The sequence below is a fragment of the Lactiplantibacillus songbeiensis genome (assembly GCF_005405125.1).
GTDB lineage: Bacteria > Bacillota > Bacilli > Lactobacillales > Lactobacillaceae > Lactiplantibacillus > Lactiplantibacillus songbeiensis.
Window position 1 is genome coordinate 97,709 of record NZ_BJDL01000010.1, and the last position, 19,569, is coordinate 117,277.

The following is a 19,569-nucleotide window of genomic DNA, read 5'->3' on the forward strand; positions in this document are numbered from 1 at the left end:
GATTTAAACTCATGAGCGTATTCTACTGGCTTCTAGTAACTCGAAGGCAAGCATTTTACCACTAAAAAAATAAATAAAATTTTTTTACGACCTTTTTTAATGATTCCTTCATAATTCGGTCTATGCCATTATTTGTTGGTACAAATACGATTAGCGGGTATTGGTTGCTTGTATTGATGTATAAGTATACTCATATGCACTATTTGTAAGGGTTTACAACACCCGTGCTAACGCTTATTCTTAGCCTATCAACAACAAGGAGGAGCTAAGCTTATGCATAAATTTATGGACTGGCTGCAAAATACCTTAATGCCGCCAATGGCTAAAGTCGGGAATAACAAGTACCTCGTTTCAGTACGGAACGGCTTGGTATTAACCTTACCAGCCATTATCAGTGGGAGTGTCTTCCTCATTATTGGGAACATTCCAATCAAAGCTTGGACCAACTTAATGGCCCCGTATATGGATATGATTGGAGTTGCGGTCAACGGATCGTTCGGGATTATCTCGTTACTGGCCGTCATTGGGATTGGCTACGAATTATCTAAAGCCCTCGAAATCGATCCACTTTCTGGGGCAGGACTATCCACGATGGCCTTCGTCATTAGTTCATTCAATAATAAATTCAAATTAGATACTAATAATTTTGCATCATCCGGTTTGTTTACCGCTATTATTACGGCCTTTGTCGCCGTGTCGATCTTCAACTTTTTTGTCAAAAAGAACATTGTCATCAAATTACCAGCTGGGGTCCCCGAAGCGGTATCTAATTCGTTCGTGGCCCTTTTCCCAGGCTTCGTTATTTTGCTTTTATTCTGGTTTGTGCGGATGCCACTACATATCGACATCAACCAAGTCATTCAAACCATTTTCCATCCCCTATTGTTTGCGATGAATACCTTGCCGGGGATCTTAGTCTATACCTTACTAGTCAGCTTACTGTGGGTCTGCGGGATTCATGGCGACATGACTTTGGAAGGTATCGCTGACCCAATCTTCTTACAGTTCCTAGCTGCAAACGGGACGGCCTTAGCGCATCATCAACCACTTCCATACGTCACGGCCGCTGGGTTCTCCAGCCTATACGTCAACGTCGGTGGGACTGGTGCAACGATTACGTTAGTGGCCCTAATGCTCTTTTCTAAGAGTAAAACGTACCGTGATCTAGGCAAAGTGGCTTTTCCAAGTGCCTTGTTCGAGATTAACGAACCCGTAATCTTCGGTTTTCCAATCGTTATGAACGCCCTCACGATGATTCCATTTATCGTCGTGCCACTCGTCTTAGCAACGTTGTCCTACTTGCTTATCTCCCTCGGCCTGATCTCAGCACCGGTTGCGATGGTGCCTTGGACGATGCCCCCAATTATCGGCCCATTAATGGCTACCGGTTGGGATTGGCGTGCTGCCGTCTGGTCTGCCATCGAATTGGTCTTGGCGGGCGCGGCTTACTACCCATTCTTCAAAGTCGCTGAAAAACAAATGTTGGCTCAAGAAACGGCTTCAACTGAAGCTTAAATCAAAAAAACGCCTCGTTGATAGTTTTCAACGAGACGTTTTTTGATTTAAGCTTCTCCGGGCACTAAGACCAGCCGGGCTTTCGATTGATTAGCTTCCACAATCTCATGAGCGCGTTGGGCTTGTGTGAACGGCATGACTTGCAAGTCATCATCCAATAATAACCCTTGGGCAAATAACTGATTCAATAGCTGGCCAGCCCGCTGCAGTTGGTCTAAGCTGGCATGACTAATCACAAAACCAACAATCCGTTGTTGCTGCGTATAGAACTCGCGCACATCAAAAGTGAATTGATTAGCGACCGGCGCGGTGATCAAGGCTACCGTACCGCCCAGACCCAACAGTGATAAGTTCGTCTTCAAGTCAACTTTACCCGATGTATCCACAATCGTTTGCATCGGTGTCGTGATTGCACTGGCAAAGTCCGCGTGATAATCCAAGACTTGCTGGACACCCAGTTGTTTTAACCGGTCAAAATCACGCGGATTGGCCGTGGCTAAAACTTCAGCGCCTTTAGCATGGGCGATTTGTACTAACTTAGTCCCAACGTGTCCAGCTGCACCTTCGATCAAAACGACCTGACCAGGCTCGACCGGACTCACATCCGTTAAGAGAATTGCGGCGGTTGCAGCGGAGTGAACGGTCGCCACTAACGGCAAATCATCAATGCCCGCTGGTGCTAAAAAGGCCCGTTCAGCGGGAATCGCGGCATACTCACTCGTTACTCCCGGGCGACCGTCATAGCCCATACTGTTCGTCCAAATACGATCACCAACGTTAAACCCGCTGACCTGTTCGCCAACTGCGGTCACCGTTCCCACGGCATCACGACCAATCACAAATGGGAATGCCGTGGTGGTCTTAAAACTACCACGCCGTACAAATGTATCCACGTGATTAACTGCCACCGCCGTCACCTTGACTAACAGTTCCGTGGGACGCAGCGTCGGTTGGGGTAAATCACCGACTTTGATCACGTCCGGCTGACCCGTCTGTTCAATATAAGCTGCTTGCATGCCAAGCCCTCCAATTAAAAATGATATCTCCGCATTGATCTAGCTAGACTAGTAAGATAAACCAGCTAATTATCGCGGAGGCTCTAATAAACTCACGTTATAAAGCTAGTGTAATCCTAATGGCGGTGTTCAAGCTAGCCAACTTACTAATCTGACTGTGGTTATCCAACCTTTCAATACCTGACACTACGCCAACAGATTCATGCACAGCGAGGCCTAACGCCGAAAAAAGGCTGATCAATCATAGATTGTCGCATGGCGTTGCACAATCACTCCAGATAAGGTTAATAATGCAGAAAAGCCTACCGCCAACCAGATCACTAAGTTCCACCCCACGTGACTCCCTAACCAACCGAACAAGACAGGGCCAATGGCAGCCAATAAATATCCAGCCGACTGCGCCATTCCTGACAAATCTGCGGTTTCAAACCCATTGGTCGTCTTACGGGTAAAGAAGACGACCGCTAAGTTGAACGCCGCCCCAGAACCAAAGCCTAAGATGATATTCAAGATTACGGCAACTGGCAAAGATAACCCGGGTAATAAAATACCGCCGATGCCACCAATAAAGCCAATCCCAATAATTGCTAACATGATAGGCACCCCATGTCGTTTACCCGCCGTGGTTGGCACAAAAAAGGCTAAGGGCAAACCACTTAATTGCATGACCGTTACTAAGTTACCGGCTGTAATCGTTGAAAAGCCATGCGCCACTAGGATCGTTGGTAACCAGGTCAGCATTGAATAATAGACCAGCGCTTGCAAGCCGAAAAAGGCCGTCACGACCCACGCGATTGGTAACCGCCAAACACTCGGGTGGGTCGTTGATTTTATTGCCGTTTCTTTCGGTAGCACTGGTTCACGATGGTTATGCTTGAGATTAGGTAGCCAAGTGATCAGGTTAACCAACCCAACCGCCGAAAGCACCGCCATCACCACCGGCAATGACCAGTGAGCGGCCATGATGCCAGACAAACCGGTCCCTAATGAACCGACCAACAACATCGATACCGTGTAAGCACTCGTTGCTAGTCCAATCTTAGTCGGAAAGTTATCCTTGATAATCGCCGGTAACAAGACATTACCACCATCGGCACCAATGCCGACTAACAAAGTTCCAAGCAGTAAGAGCGCAATAGATGGCACGACACGTAAATAACTGCCGACTGCCAAAATAACCAGCATGGCATAAATGGTGACTTCATTACCAAAGCGCCGGCCCCAGCGTGCTAATAAAGGCGACATAATTGCAAACGTCAGCAACGGAATCGTCGTTAACATCCCAGCCATCGAACTTGGTAACCCTAAGGACTGCTTCAAACTACTAATTAGACCGGGCATCATCGTAATTGGCAGCCGCATGTTAGTCGCGACTAACATCATGCCCAGTGTCAAATACCGACTATGCGTATGGGTCGTTGTCATAAATCAGACACTTCTTTCAAATAAATTTTAGTTCGATAATCATCAAACTAAGCAAGCAAAAATTACAGGGTCGCTAAAAACCCTGGCAAATAACGGTCAAACGTGGCCGTCTGCAACGAGAGATATTTGGTTTGCGCGACTTGACGAGTATTGGTCAGTCCGACTAACCGTAAAGCTTTAAAATGATACGACACCGTCGACTTGCTAATTTGTAATTGCGCCCCCACTTCACTGCAAGTCATTTCACGTTGTTCTTGATAAAGCACTCGGATAATTCGAAGACGATTTTGATCGGCTAAAGCTTTAAAAATGGCTACTCGTCGCTGATCGGCCGCGACTTGATTTAGTTCGATATTCATAGAACTAAGGTTACTCCGTCCCACGCTAAAAGACAAGCTACTGTGTACAAAAAAGCAGTTAATTAGTTTCCCAATCAACCGCCTTAAGACTTATTCTGCATGGGTACGCGGGTTCTTCCAAATCTCTGGTACTAACCACAAAATCAATGCTAGATTCACTAACAATAATCCCGCTGTTAAGATAAAGACCGAATTATAATCAAAGATCCCCGCAATCACACCCCCGAGTAATGCCCCGAGCATGTTACCAATCGCTTGAAATGATTGGTTATAACTAAAAACTGTCGACGTCAAATGTACCGGCGTATTCTTAGTAATCACCGTTTGAATCTCCGGATACAACGCTCCATCTGAGATCCCAATGGCAAAGCGCAACAAGCCTAACGTCACAACACTTGAGATTAAACCTTGCGGGAAATACATAATCACTGCAAAAACGTAGCCAAATAATAGCACTTTTCCAGAACCATGCTCATCGCCATAGCGACCCAAGCGCGGTGCCGCTAAGATATTAGAAATCCCCGGCAATGCCGCAATAATCCCTGCAACAACCGCGATTGGGCCAGTATGATGCATTAATTCCTGTACATATAAACTAATAATTGGTGCAATCGAGGCATTGCCAAGTTGCACAATCATGGTAGAACAAAGCATCACAATAATCAGTTTTGGATTTTGAAACGCCGCCAATGGATTACGGCTCGCGCCAGGTTCACGATGATGTTCAACTGGTTTGAAATGTTCTTGGACAAAGAACAGGCTGAGTAAAAAGGCACCAATTAGTAAACCCGCCGTAATAAAAAACGTGTTCCGAATTGAGAACAGCTGTGCGAGTACCCCACCAACGACCGGGCCAAATAAATTACCACTGACCGCGCCAGTAATCAACGTACTCAACGCCCGACCGCTGTACTTGCGTGGGGTTTGTGAAGCAACTAACGCTTGCGCATTCGAAATAAAGCCCGCAAAGACACCTTGTAGCGCCCGTAAAGCGACTAATTGCCAGACAGCCGTAACAAAGCCCATTAAGCCCATGGCAACGGCCATCCCTAATGAGGCTCGTAGCAGCATGATCTTACGACCTTTTTTATCCGCCACAATACCCCAAAGTGGCGCCGAAATTGCGGCGACCGCATAGTCGGCCGCAAAGGCTAACCCACTATAGAAGGTAATCTGTTGCTTACTAAACTCACCCAATTGACTAATAAATAATGAGAGGAACGGCATAATTTCACTAAAAGCCATCCCCGCAACAAACGTACAAAACCATAAAACGATTAGATTACGATGCCATGGTCCGCGCTCACGTTCTGCGTCATCCATGTGAGTCATCTCCAAACTCAAGCTCAACTAAACAGTTGGCATGTCAACTAGCTTAACATATTTTAACAAAGCCTTGCCGCTTATTTCCCGGGAAATAGCCGACAAATAAGGCGTCCTTTTAAGCAATTCTAGTGACATTTCTATCATAGCGAACCCCCGCCTAATAAGCAATCTAATCCTATTTAAAACAAGAAAGGCACCGCTCAATCTCAAGAGCGATACCTTTAAAATTAATGTGTTTATTGAATTTCAATCTTATTGTCCGTGGCTTGCTTGGACTTTGGTAAAGTAATCGTCAATACGCCATCCGTTTGGGTCGCCTTAATCTGATCAGCGGCCACATTTGGTAACATGTAACTGCGTTGTAAGCTGCCAAAGCGCCGTTCGTTCATCACCACATTTTGATCTTGGTCACTGTGATCCACGAAGCTGTCCTTTTGAACTTTGATTGATAAGACATTATCGCGATAAGCTAACTTCACGTCTTTTTTATCAATCCCAGGCACATCAACGGTCACACTGTATTGGTCATCGGTTTCACTAATATCAGTCTTCAAAGCTTCCGTATCCCCATTGAATGGTTCCCAAAAGCGTTCTGCCATCCGTGCAAATGGATCAAACATCCCAAAGTCATTGTTGCGGTTCATCATTTCATTAGCCATAATCACAATCTCCTCTCAAAAATACTCGCATTCCAAGGTCAGCCGGTTTTAATTTCTTTGACCTTTCCTGACCTTCAATTTATATCCTACCAGCTTTAATGAAAGATGCAAGGATTTAGCACTCTATCAGACAGAGTGCTAAATTCAAGGCTGATGTTGAGAATTCGCTACATTAATTCAGCCTGTAACTACAGTAGCTAATTGCTATCGTACTGAGAAGCAACTCCTGAATACAACTATACCTTGCCAACCGACTAACATTAAGTTCGGATAGTAGACGAACGCTCTTGAAACCGCTAAACTAATGGGAGTTAAAGGAGGGGTTCTCATGAAAATCGATATTCACCGTTCAAGTACTAACCGGGTCTTTGCTGGCGTGATTGGTGGACTGGCCGAACATTTTGATTGGTCGGCTAACGTTGCACGGCTAATCTTTGTCTTATTAGCCATCACCCCAATGTTCCCGGGGATTATCGCCTACTTGGTCCTTTGGTTATTAATGAAAGATCCAATTGAAGATTAACTAAAATGACCGGCTCGATTTAAGTGAGTCGGTCATTTTTTAATCCAGTAAATAAGCTAAACCATAATCATCGACGAACTGACCATCCAGGTAAAAGGCCTCACGCGCGACACTTTCCACTTGAAACCCTTGCTGCGCATAGAACTGGCGGGCCGCATGATTTGTCGCTAGTACCCGTAAAGCAATCCGATGAATGCCCTGTTCGCGAGCGGCAGCCTTTAACGCCTGCATTAACTGATGGCCAACGCCTTGATGTTGGGCCGTCTTAGCGACGCCGATGCCAATGTCCCAAGTATAACGGGCAGAAGCAAATGGTGGCAGCGGGTTCCACGAAATCATCCCGACAACTTGCCCCGCAACTTCGGCGACTAACTGACTACCAGCCGGATAACTTTGCGCATAGCTGGCTAGATCGCGGGCTAAGACCGGTCCCGGACTATTCTGCGTATTCCAAATCGTTTGATCAATTGCTAATAATGCCGGTAGATCCGCCGTCCTCGATAGCCGGCAATTCACTGTTACCATGTAGTAGCCTCCAATTTCTGTTAAAAATCAGGTTTTAGGCGACTTTTCGCACTAAACCTGATATGTTATTGCAACTAATGTAATTTTTCGTTACAAAAATGTCAAACATTTTAATAACGATTAGTTGTAATATTCGTTTATAATAATAATTAACCAATAATTTATACTGGAAGGGATGTGGCGAAATTGGCCTGCCTAACGCGCAACAAACGCCGAGATTTCACCGAACCAAATCGATAAAATAATTTATAACAATAGGAGTGGATTTAATGATAGACGAAAATGCCCATCGCTTGACCGACACTGAAGATGCTGAACAGGACCAGATGCCTCCCGATGCCGCCAAACTTTGGCAGCTTGATGAAGCAACCTTAGCCGCTAAATACAAAACTGACCCAGAAAATGGGTTAAGTCTAGATGAAGCGGCCAACCGGTTGTACTTAAATGGCCGTAACGAAATGGAAATTAAGCGCCAATCCCGCTTACTACAATTCATCAAGCAGTTTAATAACAGTATCATTTATATTTTAGCAGCCGCCGCCGTGATGACGTTCTTTATGCAGCGTTACTCCGACTCGATCGTTATCGGCTTAGTCATTATTGCCAACGCCATCATTGGCTACGTTCAGGAACGCCAAGCCGGCAACGCCTTAGAGCGAATCCGAGAAATGTTGATTTCCAAAAACTTCGTCATTCGCGATGGTCAAAAGCTAGAAGTCGACGCGCGTGATTTAGTCGTCGGCGACTTAGTCAACTTGGAAGCCGGCGATGCGGTACCCGCGGATATGCGCTTGATTGCAGCGGACAACTTAAACGTCCAAGAGTCAACGCTGACCGGGGAAACCAATCCGATTGAAAAGATTGAAGAACCGCTTAAGGATGCGCAACTAGCCCTCGCTGATCGCCGCAACATGGTCTATGCTTCAACGGCGGTTACTAGTGGCTCCGGTTATGGTGTCGTAACCGCCACAGCTGGTGCGACTGAGATTGGTCATATCCAACAATCCGTTGGTGAAGTCAAAGAAAAGCCAACACCATTGATGCGTAACTTGAATTCACTGGGCTTTGGACTCTCAATCGCGATCGTGGTCGCGGCAGTCTTGCTCTTCTTATTAGGGATGGTCATGGATACTTACAGCCTGCCAACCTTATTAATCGCCGTCATTACAATGGTCGTTGGCTCCATGCCGGAAGGATTACCCGCTAGTACGTCCGTCGTTTTAGCCATGGGTACCCGACAAATGACCAAGAAGAATGTCATCGTCAAGTCATTACCAGCCGTTGAAACGTTAGGCGCGGTCGATATTGTCAACACCGATAAGACGGGGACCTTAACCAAAAACGAAATGACCGTCACCAAAATTGTTACCCCCAACCACGCCTTTGATGTGACTGGGGTCGGCTATGATGATAACGGCGGCGTCAACTTTGACGGCGCCTTGACCTTAAATGGACAAGCCTATGATTGGCATCAAGACAACCATTTAGAGTGGCTGGTCAATATTGCCGGTCAAACAACCGATGCGCAATTGCATTTTGAAAACGGCAAATGGGAACTAACCGGGGAACCAACCGATGGCGCCTTAACGACCCTTTATCGTAAAATGTCCGGTCACGACCCCGAAGTCGCCGAAATCGACTCCTTACCGTTCGATTCAGCATTTCGGTTCTCCGCCCGTTTAGCCGATCTCAATGGGCAACGCGTCTTAATGGTCAAAGGCTCACCCGCTACGGTGCTCCGTTTAACCGACCAAGCTGGAGACGAACACCACTGGGCCGCAAAGATGAAAGTTTTAACTGGCGACGGCTTACGAATTGTCGCTCTCGCCTATCAAGTTGTTGACTCAACAGTTGATACAATTGACGCTAAAGCGATTAGCGGCCTCACCTTAGCCGGGATGGTCGGGATCATCGACCCCCCGCGTGAGGAAGCTGCCACCGCGATCCAGGAACTCCGGCAAGCTGGTGTGCAAGTAAAGATGATTACTGGGGACCATCCAGATACGGCTATGGCGATTGCCAACAAGTTAAACTTGGCGCCCACCGTCAAAGCAATTACTGGTCCCGAAATCGATGCCTTGAATGATACGCAGTTACAAGCGCAAATCGATGACTATAACGTCTTCGCTCGCGCAACGCCTGCTAACAAATTACGGATTGTTCGCGCACAACAAGCCAATGACCACGTTGTTTCGATGACTGGGGACGGTGTTAACGATGCGCCTGCCTTGAAGCAAGCAGACATCGGGGTCGCCATGGGGATCAAAGGCACCGAAGTCGCCAAAGAATCCGCCGATATGGTCTTAGCAGATGATGATTTTGCAGATATCGTCGCGGCCGTACGCGAAGGTCGCCACGTTTTCGATAATATCCGTAAAACGATTCGCTTCTTGCTCCCGACTAGTTTTGCCGAAGGACTGGTCGTCATCATCAGTATCTTGATGGGTCACGACTTACCGCTTTACCCAACTCAGTTGCTTTGGATTAACATGGTTTCGGCCTTAACGATCCAGTTCGCCTTTATCTTCGAGCCGCCCGAAGCTGGGATTATGTCTCGGGGACCACGAAAAGTGAAGGCTGGCTTACTATCGAAGCTCGATTCATTTGAAATCGTCTACGTTTCGTTATTAATCTCTGGCTTAGGAATCTTCGCCTACGACTACTTAACCGCGATTGGCTTACCAAACGTGGTTGGGAGTACGATGTCCTTGAACATTATCATCTTCGGGAAAATTTTCTATCTCTTTAACTTACGAAACGACTACCCAGTCATTTCGAAATACTTCTTCCAGAACAAGATGGCATTTTATATTATTGGAATTTTGATTCTCTTACAGCTCGGCATTGTTTACTTGCCGTTCATGCAATCAATCTTCCATACAACCAATGTCAACTTCTGGTACGGTTGGGGCATTCCGATTATCGCGGGGATCATTGTCTTAGCAGTGACTGAGATTGGAAAGTTCATCCGCTTTCACTTCTTAAAACCAGCAACCATTATTGAATAATCAGGCTAAAAACAAATACGGCGCTAACCGCTTAATTGAAAGTTAGCACCGTATTTTTGTCTTTATTCGGTTAAAAATTCTCCAAGATGTTTGAAATAATCTAACGGGTTATCCAGCATCTGACCATGCCCAGCCCCAGGGGTGATATGGACTGTTGCGTTGGGAATCGTTTGTGCCATTCGCTGTACCGCCGCAATCGGCATCGTATCATTTTCACCAACGGTCAGATAAGTCGGGACGCGCAGATACTGCAACCGCTCGCGGATGTCCCAGTCTTTTAGTGCACCGACCATGACGAACTCATTGTCGCCCTGAAAGTAATGATAAATGTCTGTCGCCAACGTTGACACTAAGTGCGTTGGGTGTGGATCGGTAGCGCGATGCAAATGCCGGTTGCCAAGTTCGGCAATTAGCTTTTGATAGCGTGGCTCGTGAAACGCTTGGCGCCGCTCAACATCTTGCATGTAGATGACGGCTCGTTTAGAAAACTGCTGCGCCCGAATGGTATTCAGATGGGTGATATATTCTGGAATGTTGTCGACCATACTAGAGATGATGAGTCCTTTGAGATGAGCGCCATATTTGAGTGCGTATTCTTGGGCTAACAAACCACCCCATGACTGCCCTAATAAATAAAAGTTATCTAAGCCCAGTGCCTGACGCACCGCTTCGACTTCATCGACATAGTACGCAATCTTAAAATATTTATCGCGATTAGCTTGATCAGTCCAATCTGGCGATTCTGAAAAGTAGGAGCCCAGTTGATCATAATAGCTGACTTGAACATGGTAGTACGCTAGTCGTTTAGCGAAGTTTTCGAAAACTTCGTGGGTACCACCGGGACCGCCGTGTAGACACAGTAAATTGATGGGACCTTGACCGTCAGTACGAGTCCATAAGTGGTAGCCGTCTGGTTGGGTGATGATTTTGGTGCCTGGTGTAATCATTATGTAAATGCCCCCCTGCGTGTTGGTTGGTGCTAGTATAGCGCGGAGCGGCGGTTGGGACAATGTGGCCGTTTTATTGTCTTTCAGCTTAACCATCTTAATCCAGCCATTGCACGAATATTCAAACTCCCCTAGAATAGGAACTATCAATCAACCACGGAGGAATTTACATGCCTACCCAATCTACAAAGCACTTACCTAAAACAATCAAAACAATCTGGATTTGGACAAGCCTAATTGAGCTAACACTTGGCTTAATATTCGCTATCGGGACTTGGCTATTAAGTCGCTGGTTTGCGCCCACTTTCTGGCACATCACGACCATCGGCATCTTAATCTTAACGTTACTCATAACCATTACTGAACTCGCGCTCGTTCCCTATCGTTGGCAATTCAACACTTATCTCGTCAACCCGCGACAATTCGAATTACACGATGGTTACTTCTTCCGTAAACAAACGGTGATTCCCATCGCTCAGATTCAAAATATCAAGTTGGAACAGGGCCCCTTATTACGACTTAAACACTTGCAAGCCGTCACCCTGGTTACCGCGGCATCTAGCCATAAGATTGCTGGAATTCCAGCGGCAAAGTCTGAACAGTTCAAATCACTAGTCATGGCACTAGCACAGGAGGCGCGGACTGATGACTAATCCCACGCCACAACGGCTACATCCGTTAGCGCTGATTAATGAGTTTTACCACCTCATTCGTGAATGGGTCATTCCCTTAATTGTGCTACTGATTTCGTTAACGCCAGTCTTAATCAAAGCCCATTTAACTGGTTGGCTACCGGTAGCGATTATCGTCATTATCTTAGCCTTTCTAATTCCAGCAGGATTGCGTTATTGGGCGTTCAAATTTGCGTTAACTACTGACAGTCTGGTTATTTATTCTGGCGTTTTTAATCATCAGATTAACCATATTCCCTACCAGCGCATTCAATCCGTCAACCAGACTCAGTGGGCGTTCTTAAAGCCGTTCAATCTCATTACCTTAAGTGTCGAAACGGCGGGCTATAGTAGTAGTGACCGCCCAGAAGCCGTCTTGGCCGTTGTTAATGCAACAGTTTATGCACAACTAATGGCTGCTCAACAAGCTGCTACGCTAGTAACGCCAACCGCAGTGCCCCAAATACCGACTTATACCATTAATCGACGCGACTTACGTGAATTTGCCTTAACCTCACCAGCCTTTTTATCCGTCTTTCTACTCATCCTAGCTGGCTTTGGTAAGCTAAGTGAAAGCGCCCGTAAAGCACTGATTAATTGGGCTTTTAGTAGTGCCCAGCATATTGGTCTCTTGACAATTATCGGGTTATTATTAGCCACCGTCCTACTCTTTTACCTTGGCTCAATTGTGACGCTCATCATGACCTACTATGGCTTTACCTTAACGCGACAAGGTGACCATCTCATTGTTCGCCGCGGCTGGTTCAAGACTCGGCAGACTGAGATTGCCATTGATCGCATTCAAGCTATCCGATTGAAGCAACCGTTATTACGACGTTGGCTACACTTAGTGACGGTCCAACTGGTCGTGATTAGCAACGACCATAAAGATGACGATGCTGCCAATGTGATCGTTATGCCAGTCATCAAGCAAGCCACCGTTAATCACTTTTTGACGACCTTTTTCCCGCAATTACCACCACTGACTTTAACGCGGAATACCGACCCCCGAACTCGCTGGTGGAACTTACGCAATTACGGCTTGGTCGGCTTACTTATTTGTCTGCCATTTAGTATCTTATGGCGTCCCTGGGGCAGTCTTAGCTGGTTAATCTGGGGACTACTGATGCCAATGGGATTGTTACGCAGTCATGCTAGTACGGCCCAAGTGTTGACACCTCGCTACCTGATGATTAGTACTAGTCGCTGGTTCACTCGCAACGACTATTTGTTCCAACGTCAACATGTTCAATCGCTTGAATTACGGCAATCAATCTGGTTGCATAAACACGCTTACGGCCATGTTCGCTTACACTTTCGCGCCGGTCAGCATGGTCGCAGTCAGACCGTTCGTTACTTACCAATCACCCAGTTACAACGCATCTGCCAGTGGTATGAGCGCTAAAATGTTTCACGTGAAACAAAAGCTCCGGTAGTTACTGTTAAATCAGTAACTATCGGAGTTTTTGTTTAGTGCATCACCGTCACAAAGATTTCAATTAAAACCATGACTACCGCTAAGCCATCCAAGACCCAGCAACCCCAGATATAATAGTTCTCCAAAGGTTTGTACGCCTGATGTGTCACCTTTAAATTTTTTTCGTAAAGGCGATTAAAGTAGATAAACGCCCACGCCAAGATCCAAAGAACAAAACAAAATAACGGATAAACAAAAATATTACTCCGAATCCCCCATGGTTCAAGGCCACTAATCGAGGTCGGCACAAAAATCTTTGCGGGTAAGACAGGATATGCGATTACCGCTAATAGTAACGGAATCAATGCCAATCCCGTTTGTTTCCATAAATTATAATGGCGTAATTTCGGTTTAAAATTAGACAACTTGCCAACTTCCCTTCATTAACCAATGCATCGCAGCTGGTAATTGTTGATTCCATAATGACCAATCATGATGGCCAACTTGTTCTTGCCACGTAAAGTCCGTGCCAAATTGAGCCGCTAACTGGGGCCGTAACGCTAAATCCATCGAGCGTAAGATATCTGCACTACCAGTCGTTGTTAAGACCCGTAAGCTCGGGGTGACTGGCTGATAATGGGCTAACAAATGCGTTAGGCTCACTGATGAATCGTCCAACTGCTGCGGATCAAAGGCCAAGTCCATATCAGGCATAATGGCCGCTTGCTCCGTTCGAAAACGTGCTAGATCAGCAACTGGTGATAAGGCTGCCACGGCGGCAAAACGTTGCGGCTCACTGAGCGCCCAACGCAATGCTGCATAACCACCCATTGAATTTCCCATGACATAATTACGGGCACGGTCGGTCGCCAACGGAAAGATATACTGCATCCGTGCGGGTAATTCTTGCGTTAAAAACGACCAGTAATGCGGCCCGTGAACCATATCGGTATAAAAGCCCCGTTCCGTTTGTGGCATCACGACGGCGACTCGATACTGTGTCGCCAACTGCTCAATGGCCGTCCGCCGTAACCAAGTCGTGGCATCACCACCTAAGCCATGTAGCAGCCAAATCGTTGGCAATAATTGTGGTCCCCGTGCGTACGCCGACAACACCCCACCAGTCGGCCCCGTTGGTTCTGGCAAGATGACATTAACTGTCACCTGCCGTCGCAAGACATTTGAAAAAAAGTTATTACTATGAATGGACATTAACCCATCACTCCCCCAACCTAACGAATTTCACTAGCGACCCGCGGCTGGGCGGTGCTAGTCAGATGTAACCCAAAATAATTCGGCAATAAGTAACTCAACGTATATTCCAAAGCTTGATCTTCACGAAAGACCCACCGCTCAACTTTAACAACCGGCGCATCCAAGGTGACGTGCAAGTAATCAGCGACCCGCTGGTTAGGCACGACCGTTACGGCATATTCTTGTTCAAACGGCTGTTGGGCCAGATCTAGCTGCGCGTGTTTACGGATCAACGCATACAACGAATGAATCAACCGTGGCCGACTCACACTAGCTGGCGGCAACAACGACTTTAAATACCAAGACTGCGAATATTCAAACGGCACCTGCTGAATCTCACGCAACCGTTCAAAGTACCAGACGGGGGTGGTCGTCTCAAACTTACTCCGCGCCTTAACGGGAGTCGTCTCATTGACGACTAACACGGCAACTTGTTCATCATCCAAATCATAGGCGTGGGTATCCGTAATCTTCACAGCCGTGCCGCGATTGAACTTCGACACAAAACTGCCCTTCCCTTGAATTCGATGGATATAGCCTTGATCAGCTAGCATATTCAACACCCGCACGACCGTGGTCGAACTGACTTGGTACTTTTCACGTAATTCTTTTTCACTATAAAACGGTGCATTCTTCTTAAAGCGATTAGAATTTAATTCCAAGATCAAAGCATTTAAAATCGTTTGATAGATTGGTTCCTTTCGACTCACGACCGCCACCTCCGCCATTTTCCAACTTAACACATTAAATGTCTATACTTACAGGCTGATTATGTCACTTTGGCCATTTAAAAGCAATGTAAGCGTTAACTCATTCACTATAATATGCTATACTTGCCACAGATTTCAAGTTAATGCATTAACTTAAAGCACAAGGAGGACTGCGAATCAAAACTTTTGGGGTGTTTTAAATTTTTTAAGGAGATGAATTTCTGATGGATCAATCAAGTTCATGGAAAGATAAGACTGTTGAAGTCATGAGTAAAATTGCCGCGAACCGTTATTTACGCGCAATTCGTGACGGGATGGCGGTCATTATTCCAGTCGCCATCGTGGGGTCATTCTTTACAGTTGTTACCCAATTCCCACTTGCGGCTTGGACCAATTTCATTAAACCCTATGCGGCTGGTTTAGCTATTCCAATTAATTTTTCAATGGGGTTTATGGCCATTTACGCGGCCTTCGCGATTGCGGGGCGCTTAGCGGAAGGCTATGATTTTGACCGGATTTCAACTGGGGTCGTATCAGTCATGGTATTCTTACTGCTTGCGGTCAAACCAATTGCCGCATCGACTCCGGCCGCGATGAAAGCGTTAAGCTTAAAGGCGGCGGCGACCGTCGTACCACTGACTAACTTTGGGGCGGCGGGACTATTTACCGCCATGTTAGCCGGGATTGCGACTGCGGAAGTCACCCGCTTTTGCCGTGACCATCACTTGGTCATTAGCATGCCAGACGGGGTACCACCCGCTGTCGCTGCGTCATTTTCAGCGCTGATTCCCGCGACCTTCTTAATCGTGGTTGCTTGGACCATTCACGTTGGCTTTAACTTTGACGTTAACACGTTCTTACAATGGGTCTTCAGTCCGTTAGCTTACTTTGGGAAAGATAACTTAATCTCAGTCATCGTCCCAATCTTATTGACTGATATCGTTTGGTTATTCGGGATTCACGGGGCGGCTTTAGCCACCCCAATCTTCTGGCCACTCTGGTACCCGAACCTGAACGCCAACATGGCAGCCGTCGCTAAAGGTACCGTTACCGCTGCCAACGCGCCACACTTCATGACTGAACAATTCTTCCAGTGGTTCGTCTATGTTGGCGGTGCCGGGGCAACCTTGTCACTATGTATTTTATTGGCTTTCTTCTCCAAGTCGAGTTATGGGAAGACAATTGGGAAAGTCACAATTATTCCAGGGCTCTTCAACATTAACGAACCCGTAATCTTCGGGGTGCCAATTGTTATGAACCCTTACTTCGCGATTCCATTCGTTTTAGCACCATTAGCGATGGGGATCTTAACTTGGTTTGCGACAATTACCCATATGATCAGTCGGACGGTCGCCTTAGTGCCTTGGACATTGCCAGGACCAATTGGCGCCTTAATGACCACCGCTTGGGACTGGCGTGCCGCCGTCTTATGTGTGGTTAATATCGTCATGGCGACGTTTATCTACTACCCATTCTTCAAGATTTGGGATCGGAACCAATTAAAGAACGAACAACAAGCAGCCGCCGAAGATGCGGCTAAAGCTGCGGCCGCTGATGCGGTTCCAGCAGAATAAGAGGGTTAAAGAGTTATGTTAGGAATTTCAGTTTATCCGACCAAAGCGCCGACTGAACAAAGTATTGCTTATCTGAAAACCGCTGCTAAGTATGGCTTCAAACGGGTCTTCGCCAGTTTACTCGATGTTACCCCGGAGAATAAAGATGCCATCTTAGCACAATTCAAAAAAGTGTTCACGGTTGCTAACGATTTAGGGATGTCTGTCACGATTGATGCCAATCCACGGCTATTTGACACCCTGGGCGTTGATTATCACCACTTAGGCTTGTTCAAGCAATTGGGGGCCAGTGCCATTCGGCTGGACGCGAACTTTGACGGCTTAACCGAATCAATGATGAGTTACGAAGATTCCGGTCTGGATATCGAATTAAACTTATCCGTTGATACCGGAAATATCAGCAACATTATGTCTTATTTACCAAACAAGCAACGGCTAAGCGGGTGCCACAACTTCTATCCGCAACGTTTTACTGGGCTAGACTTAGACTTCTTTACCAAATGTACCGAGAAATATCGGCAAATGGGCTTAAAGACCGCGGCTTTTGTGACCTCACAAGTGGCGACGACTGGGCCACATCCATTTAACGATGGTTTGCCGACCTTGGAAATGCACCGGGACTTACCAATCGTCGTACAAGCCAAGCATTTATTTGCGACTGGTCTCATCGATGATGTCTTAATCAGCAACCAATTCGCCAGTGATGATGAATTGAAACAATTGAGCCAGCTTAATCAGGACCAACTCAGCTTAGCGGTCGATTTCGACGCAGCTGCCACCCCATTGGAACGCGAGATCTTACTCGATCATCAGCATTTCAATCGTGGCGATGTCAACAGTTACAGTGTTCGCTCGACTTTTGTTAAGTTGCAGTATAAGGATCAATCGATTCCAGTTAACCACCCCGTTGCAACCTTGCAACCCGGTGATGTGGTTATTGGGAACGATTCATTCGGCCAATATAAAGGTGAAGTCAACATTGTGAAACAACCAATGCCTAATATTGATCAGCATAAAAACGTTGTCGGCCATTTAGTCGCTGATGAACAGTTCCTAATTCCGTACATCCGACCATGGATGAAATTTCGGTTTGAGGATGCGCAAGCTCATAAATGACAGTCAGCTGGGGGAGCTGCGGCAATTAGTTGCCGTGGCTCCTCTTTTGTGTCAAAGTGTGAGAGAACGTAAGCACCTAGTTTTTCGCTCCGGTTGCGCTGGATTGATGCTGGAACGTGGTGGCCACGTTTGCAAGCCAAGGAGCGGTCTTGCAAGCCGGGCTTTTACTAGGCCGAGAAAATCACTCGACTAAGTAAAATTTCACCACTGAGCATCATCCAACCCGCCCTGCGCTAAATTAGCGGTTATAGCTTTCTAGCTGGTGATAGTCACCATCGCTTTTATTAACCGACACTGCCTGATTTTATGCCTAATATCAATTAACTGGTTCATCATTGGAAATCAGCCATTCAACTAAATTTACTGACTAAGAAGATCCTCATTAACTTATAAATGTCCATTAATTAACGCCGGGCGGGTCAGAATTGGCTCAGTGGTGTCGTTTATCTTGGTCGGTGATTTTCCGACTTAGATAAAGCCCGGCTCGGAAGACCGCTCTTTGGCTTCCGAACGTGGCCACCACGTTCCAGCCGATTCTGGCCCAACCAGAGTGGCAAATTAAATCCAACTAATGACTAAGAACAATCGCTTAAAAGCTAAACCCAAAAGGAGAAAAAATCGTGAAAAACATCAATCAACTCACCACTGAAAGCCGCAATCCGGCCAGCGCGCATTTAGATGAGATGTCCATTGCCGACATCGTCACCTTGATGAATCAAGAAGATGCCAAAGTCAGCCAGAGCATCCAATCCCAACTACCAGCCATTGCCAAGGCAGTTGCCTTAATCGTCGCCGCATTTAAAGCTGGCGGCCGACTCATCTACATGGGGGCTGGGACTAGCGGACGCTTAGGTGTGCTCGATGCCGCCGAATGTGTCCCAACCTTTGGCACCGACCCCGCCATGGTCCGCGGCATTATTGCCGGTGGTCAAAAAGCGATGACAGTCGCTGTTGAAGGCGCGGAAGATTCGCTGACTTTAGGCGTCCAAGATTTAAAAGACCTTACCTTAACCGCCCATGACGCCGTTGTTGGCATCGCGGCTAGCGGGCGCACGCCATATGTGATTGGCGCTTTAACTTATGCCAATGAGATTGGCGCAGCGACCATTAGTCTTGCCTGCAATGACCATGCCGAAATTAGCAATATTGCGCAAGTGGCGATTGAAGTCACTCCAGGTCCCGAAGTCTTATCTGGTTCAACTAGATTAAAAGCCGGGACCGCTGAAAAGATGGTTTTAAACATGTTGTCAACGATTTCAATGGTCAAAATCGGTAAGGTGTATCATAATCTAATGGTAGACGTGAAACCCACTAACGAGAAACTCGTTATTCGGGCCAAACACATCATCGAACTCGCGACCGGCGTTGATTCAACAACTGCCAGCACGCTGTTCGAATCAGCGGGGCACGACGTTAAAACGGCGATTGTGATGGCATTGGCGCAAGTTGACGCTACCACCGCCCATGACCGGCTCAAAAAAGCCAACGGGGTCGTTCGTGACGCGCTTTAAATCAAGGAGGAAT

18 protein-coding genes are annotated in these 19,569 nt (G+C 46.7%); 8 read left to right on the forward strand and 10 right to left on the reverse strand.

Annotated elements, in window-relative coordinates; genetic code table 11:
- Positions 1-273: 273 nt before the first annotated feature.
- Positions 274-1,515 carry a PTS sugar transporter subunit IIC gene (locus tag FFM77_RS04325; RefSeq protein ID WP_137634523.1) on the forward strand — a complete coding sequence of 414 codons (1,242 nt, stop codon included), beginning with the start codon at positions 274-276 and terminating at the stop codon, positions 1,513-1,515.
- A gap of 47 nt (positions 1,516-1,562) precedes the next feature.
- Here FFM77_RS04325 and FFM77_RS04330 read toward each other — a convergent pair whose 3' ends face one another.
- From FFM77_RS04330 to FFM77_RS04350, 5 genes are all read right to left on the reverse strand, one after another.
- Positions 1,563-2,531, reverse strand: a complete 969-nt coding sequence (locus FFM77_RS04330) for an NADPH:quinone reductase (protein ID WP_137634524.1) — start codon at positions 2,529-2,531, stop codon at positions 1,563-1,565.
- 237 nt (positions 2,532-2,768) lie between these two features.
- Positions 2,769-3,956, reverse strand: a complete 1,188-nt coding sequence (locus FFM77_RS04335) for a CynX/NimT family MFS transporter (protein ID WP_137634525.1) — start codon at positions 3,954-3,956, stop codon at positions 2,769-2,771.
- 62 nt (positions 3,957-4,018) lie between these two features.
- Positions 4,019-4,315 carry an ArsR/SmtB family transcription factor gene (locus FFM77_RS04340; protein ID WP_137634526.1) on the reverse strand — a complete coding sequence of 99 codons (297 nt, stop codon included), beginning with the start codon at positions 4,313-4,315 and terminating at the stop codon, positions 4,019-4,021.
- Positions 4,316-4,405: 90 nt separating this feature from the next.
- A complete protein-coding gene (locus tag FFM77_RS04345; RefSeq protein WP_137634527.1) occupies positions 4,406-5,638 on the reverse strand; it encodes an MFS transporter in 1,233 nt (410 codons plus the stop codon).
- Positions 5,639-5,877: 239 nt separating this feature from the next.
- The gene (locus FFM77_RS04350; protein WP_137634528.1) at positions 5,878-6,300 is read right to left on the reverse strand and encodes an Hsp20/alpha crystallin family protein; all 423 of its coding nucleotides are present in this window, start codon (positions 6,298-6,300) and stop codon (positions 5,878-5,880) included.
- Positions 6,301-6,628: 328 nt separating this feature from the next.
- On the opposite strand from FFM77_RS04350, the gene FFM77_RS04355 reads away from it, so the two are divergent.
- Positions 6,629-6,823, forward strand: a complete 195-nt coding sequence (locus FFM77_RS04355; protein ID WP_137634529.1) for a PspC domain-containing protein — start codon at positions 6,629-6,631, stop codon at positions 6,821-6,823.
- A gap of 39 nt (positions 6,824-6,862) precedes the next feature.
- Here the strand turns inward: FFM77_RS04355 and FFM77_RS04360 are convergent, their stop codons facing one another.
- Positions 6,863-7,348: a GNAT family N-acetyltransferase gene (locus FFM77_RS04360; RefSeq protein ID WP_137634530.1), complete on the reverse strand. Its 486-nt coding sequence runs from the start codon at positions 7,346-7,348 to the stop codon at positions 6,863-6,865.
- Positions 7,349-7,617: 269 nt separating this feature from the next.
- Here FFM77_RS04360 and FFM77_RS04365 point away from each other — a divergent pair, with 269 nt between their 5' ends.
- Positions 7,618-10,356 (forward strand): HAD-IC family P-type ATPase, encoded by a 2,739-nt coding sequence (locus FFM77_RS04365; protein ID WP_137634531.1) that lies wholly within the window; start codon positions 7,618-7,620, stop codon positions 10,354-10,356.
- Between the two features lie 62 nt (positions 10,357-10,418).
- Here the strand turns inward: FFM77_RS04365 and FFM77_RS04370 are convergent, their stop codons facing one another.
- Entirely contained in the window at positions 10,419-11,303 is an 885-nt protein-coding gene (locus FFM77_RS04370; protein WP_137634532.1) for a proline iminopeptidase-family hydrolase, read from the reverse strand.
- A 170-nt stretch (positions 11,304-11,473) separates the two neighbouring features.
- Here FFM77_RS04370 and FFM77_RS04375 point away from each other — a divergent pair, with 170 nt between their 5' ends.
- Entirely contained in the window at positions 11,474-11,956 is a 483-nt protein-coding gene (locus tag FFM77_RS04375) for a PH domain-containing protein (protein ID WP_137634533.1), read from the forward strand.
- Positions 11,949-13,379 carry a PH domain-containing protein gene (locus FFM77_RS04380; protein ID WP_137634534.1) on the forward strand — a complete coding sequence of 477 codons (1,431 nt, stop codon included), beginning with the start codon at positions 11,949-11,951 and terminating at the stop codon, positions 13,377-13,379. Before FFM77_RS04375 ends, FFM77_RS04380 begins: the two co-directional genes overlap by 8 nt.
- 65 nt (positions 13,380-13,444) lie before the next feature.
- Here FFM77_RS04380 and FFM77_RS04385 read toward each other — a convergent pair whose 3' ends face one another.
- The 3 genes from FFM77_RS04385 to FFM77_RS04395 are packed head-to-tail and all read right to left on the reverse strand — an operon-like array spanning position 13,445 to position 15,355.
- On the reverse strand, positions 13,445-13,816 hold the full coding sequence (locus tag FFM77_RS04385; RefSeq protein WP_137634535.1) for a hypothetical protein: 372 nt from the start codon (positions 13,814-13,816) through the stop codon (positions 13,445-13,447).
- Complete coding sequence (locus FFM77_RS04390; protein ID WP_137634536.1) at positions 13,809-14,603, reverse strand: alpha/beta hydrolase; 795 nt, start codon at positions 14,601-14,603, stop codon at positions 13,809-13,811. The genes FFM77_RS04385 and FFM77_RS04390 overlap by 8 nt, the downstream gene beginning before the upstream one ends.
- Before the next feature lie 20 nt (positions 14,604-14,623).
- The gene (locus FFM77_RS04395) at positions 14,624-15,355 is read right to left on the reverse strand and encodes a GntR family transcriptional regulator (protein WP_137634537.1); all 732 of its coding nucleotides are present in this window, start codon (positions 15,353-15,355) and stop codon (positions 14,624-14,626) included.
- A 224-nt stretch (positions 15,356-15,579) separates the two neighbouring features.
- On the opposite strand from FFM77_RS04395, the gene FFM77_RS04400 reads away from it, so the two are divergent.
- The 3 genes from FFM77_RS04400 to murQ all read left to right on the forward strand — a co-directional run bounded on the left by FFM77_RS04400 (position 15,580) and on the right by murQ (position 19,556).
- The gene (locus FFM77_RS04400; protein WP_137634538.1) at positions 15,580-16,929 is read left to right on the forward strand and encodes a PTS sugar transporter subunit IIC; all 1,350 of its coding nucleotides are present in this window, start codon (positions 15,580-15,582) and stop codon (positions 16,927-16,929) included.
- Positions 16,930-16,944: 15 nt separating this feature from the next.
- Positions 16,945-18,045 carry a DUF871 domain-containing protein gene (locus tag FFM77_RS04405; RefSeq protein WP_137634539.1) on the forward strand — a complete coding sequence of 367 codons (1,101 nt, stop codon included), beginning with the start codon at positions 16,945-16,947 and terminating at the stop codon, positions 18,043-18,045.
- Positions 18,046-18,662: 617 nt separating this feature from the next.
- Positions 18,663-19,556 (forward strand): N-acetylmuramic acid 6-phosphate etherase, encoded by an 894-nt coding sequence (gene murQ, locus FFM77_RS04410; protein ID WP_137634540.1) that lies wholly within the window; start codon positions 18,663-18,665, stop codon positions 19,554-19,556.
- Positions 19,557-19,569 lie beyond the last annotated feature (13 nt).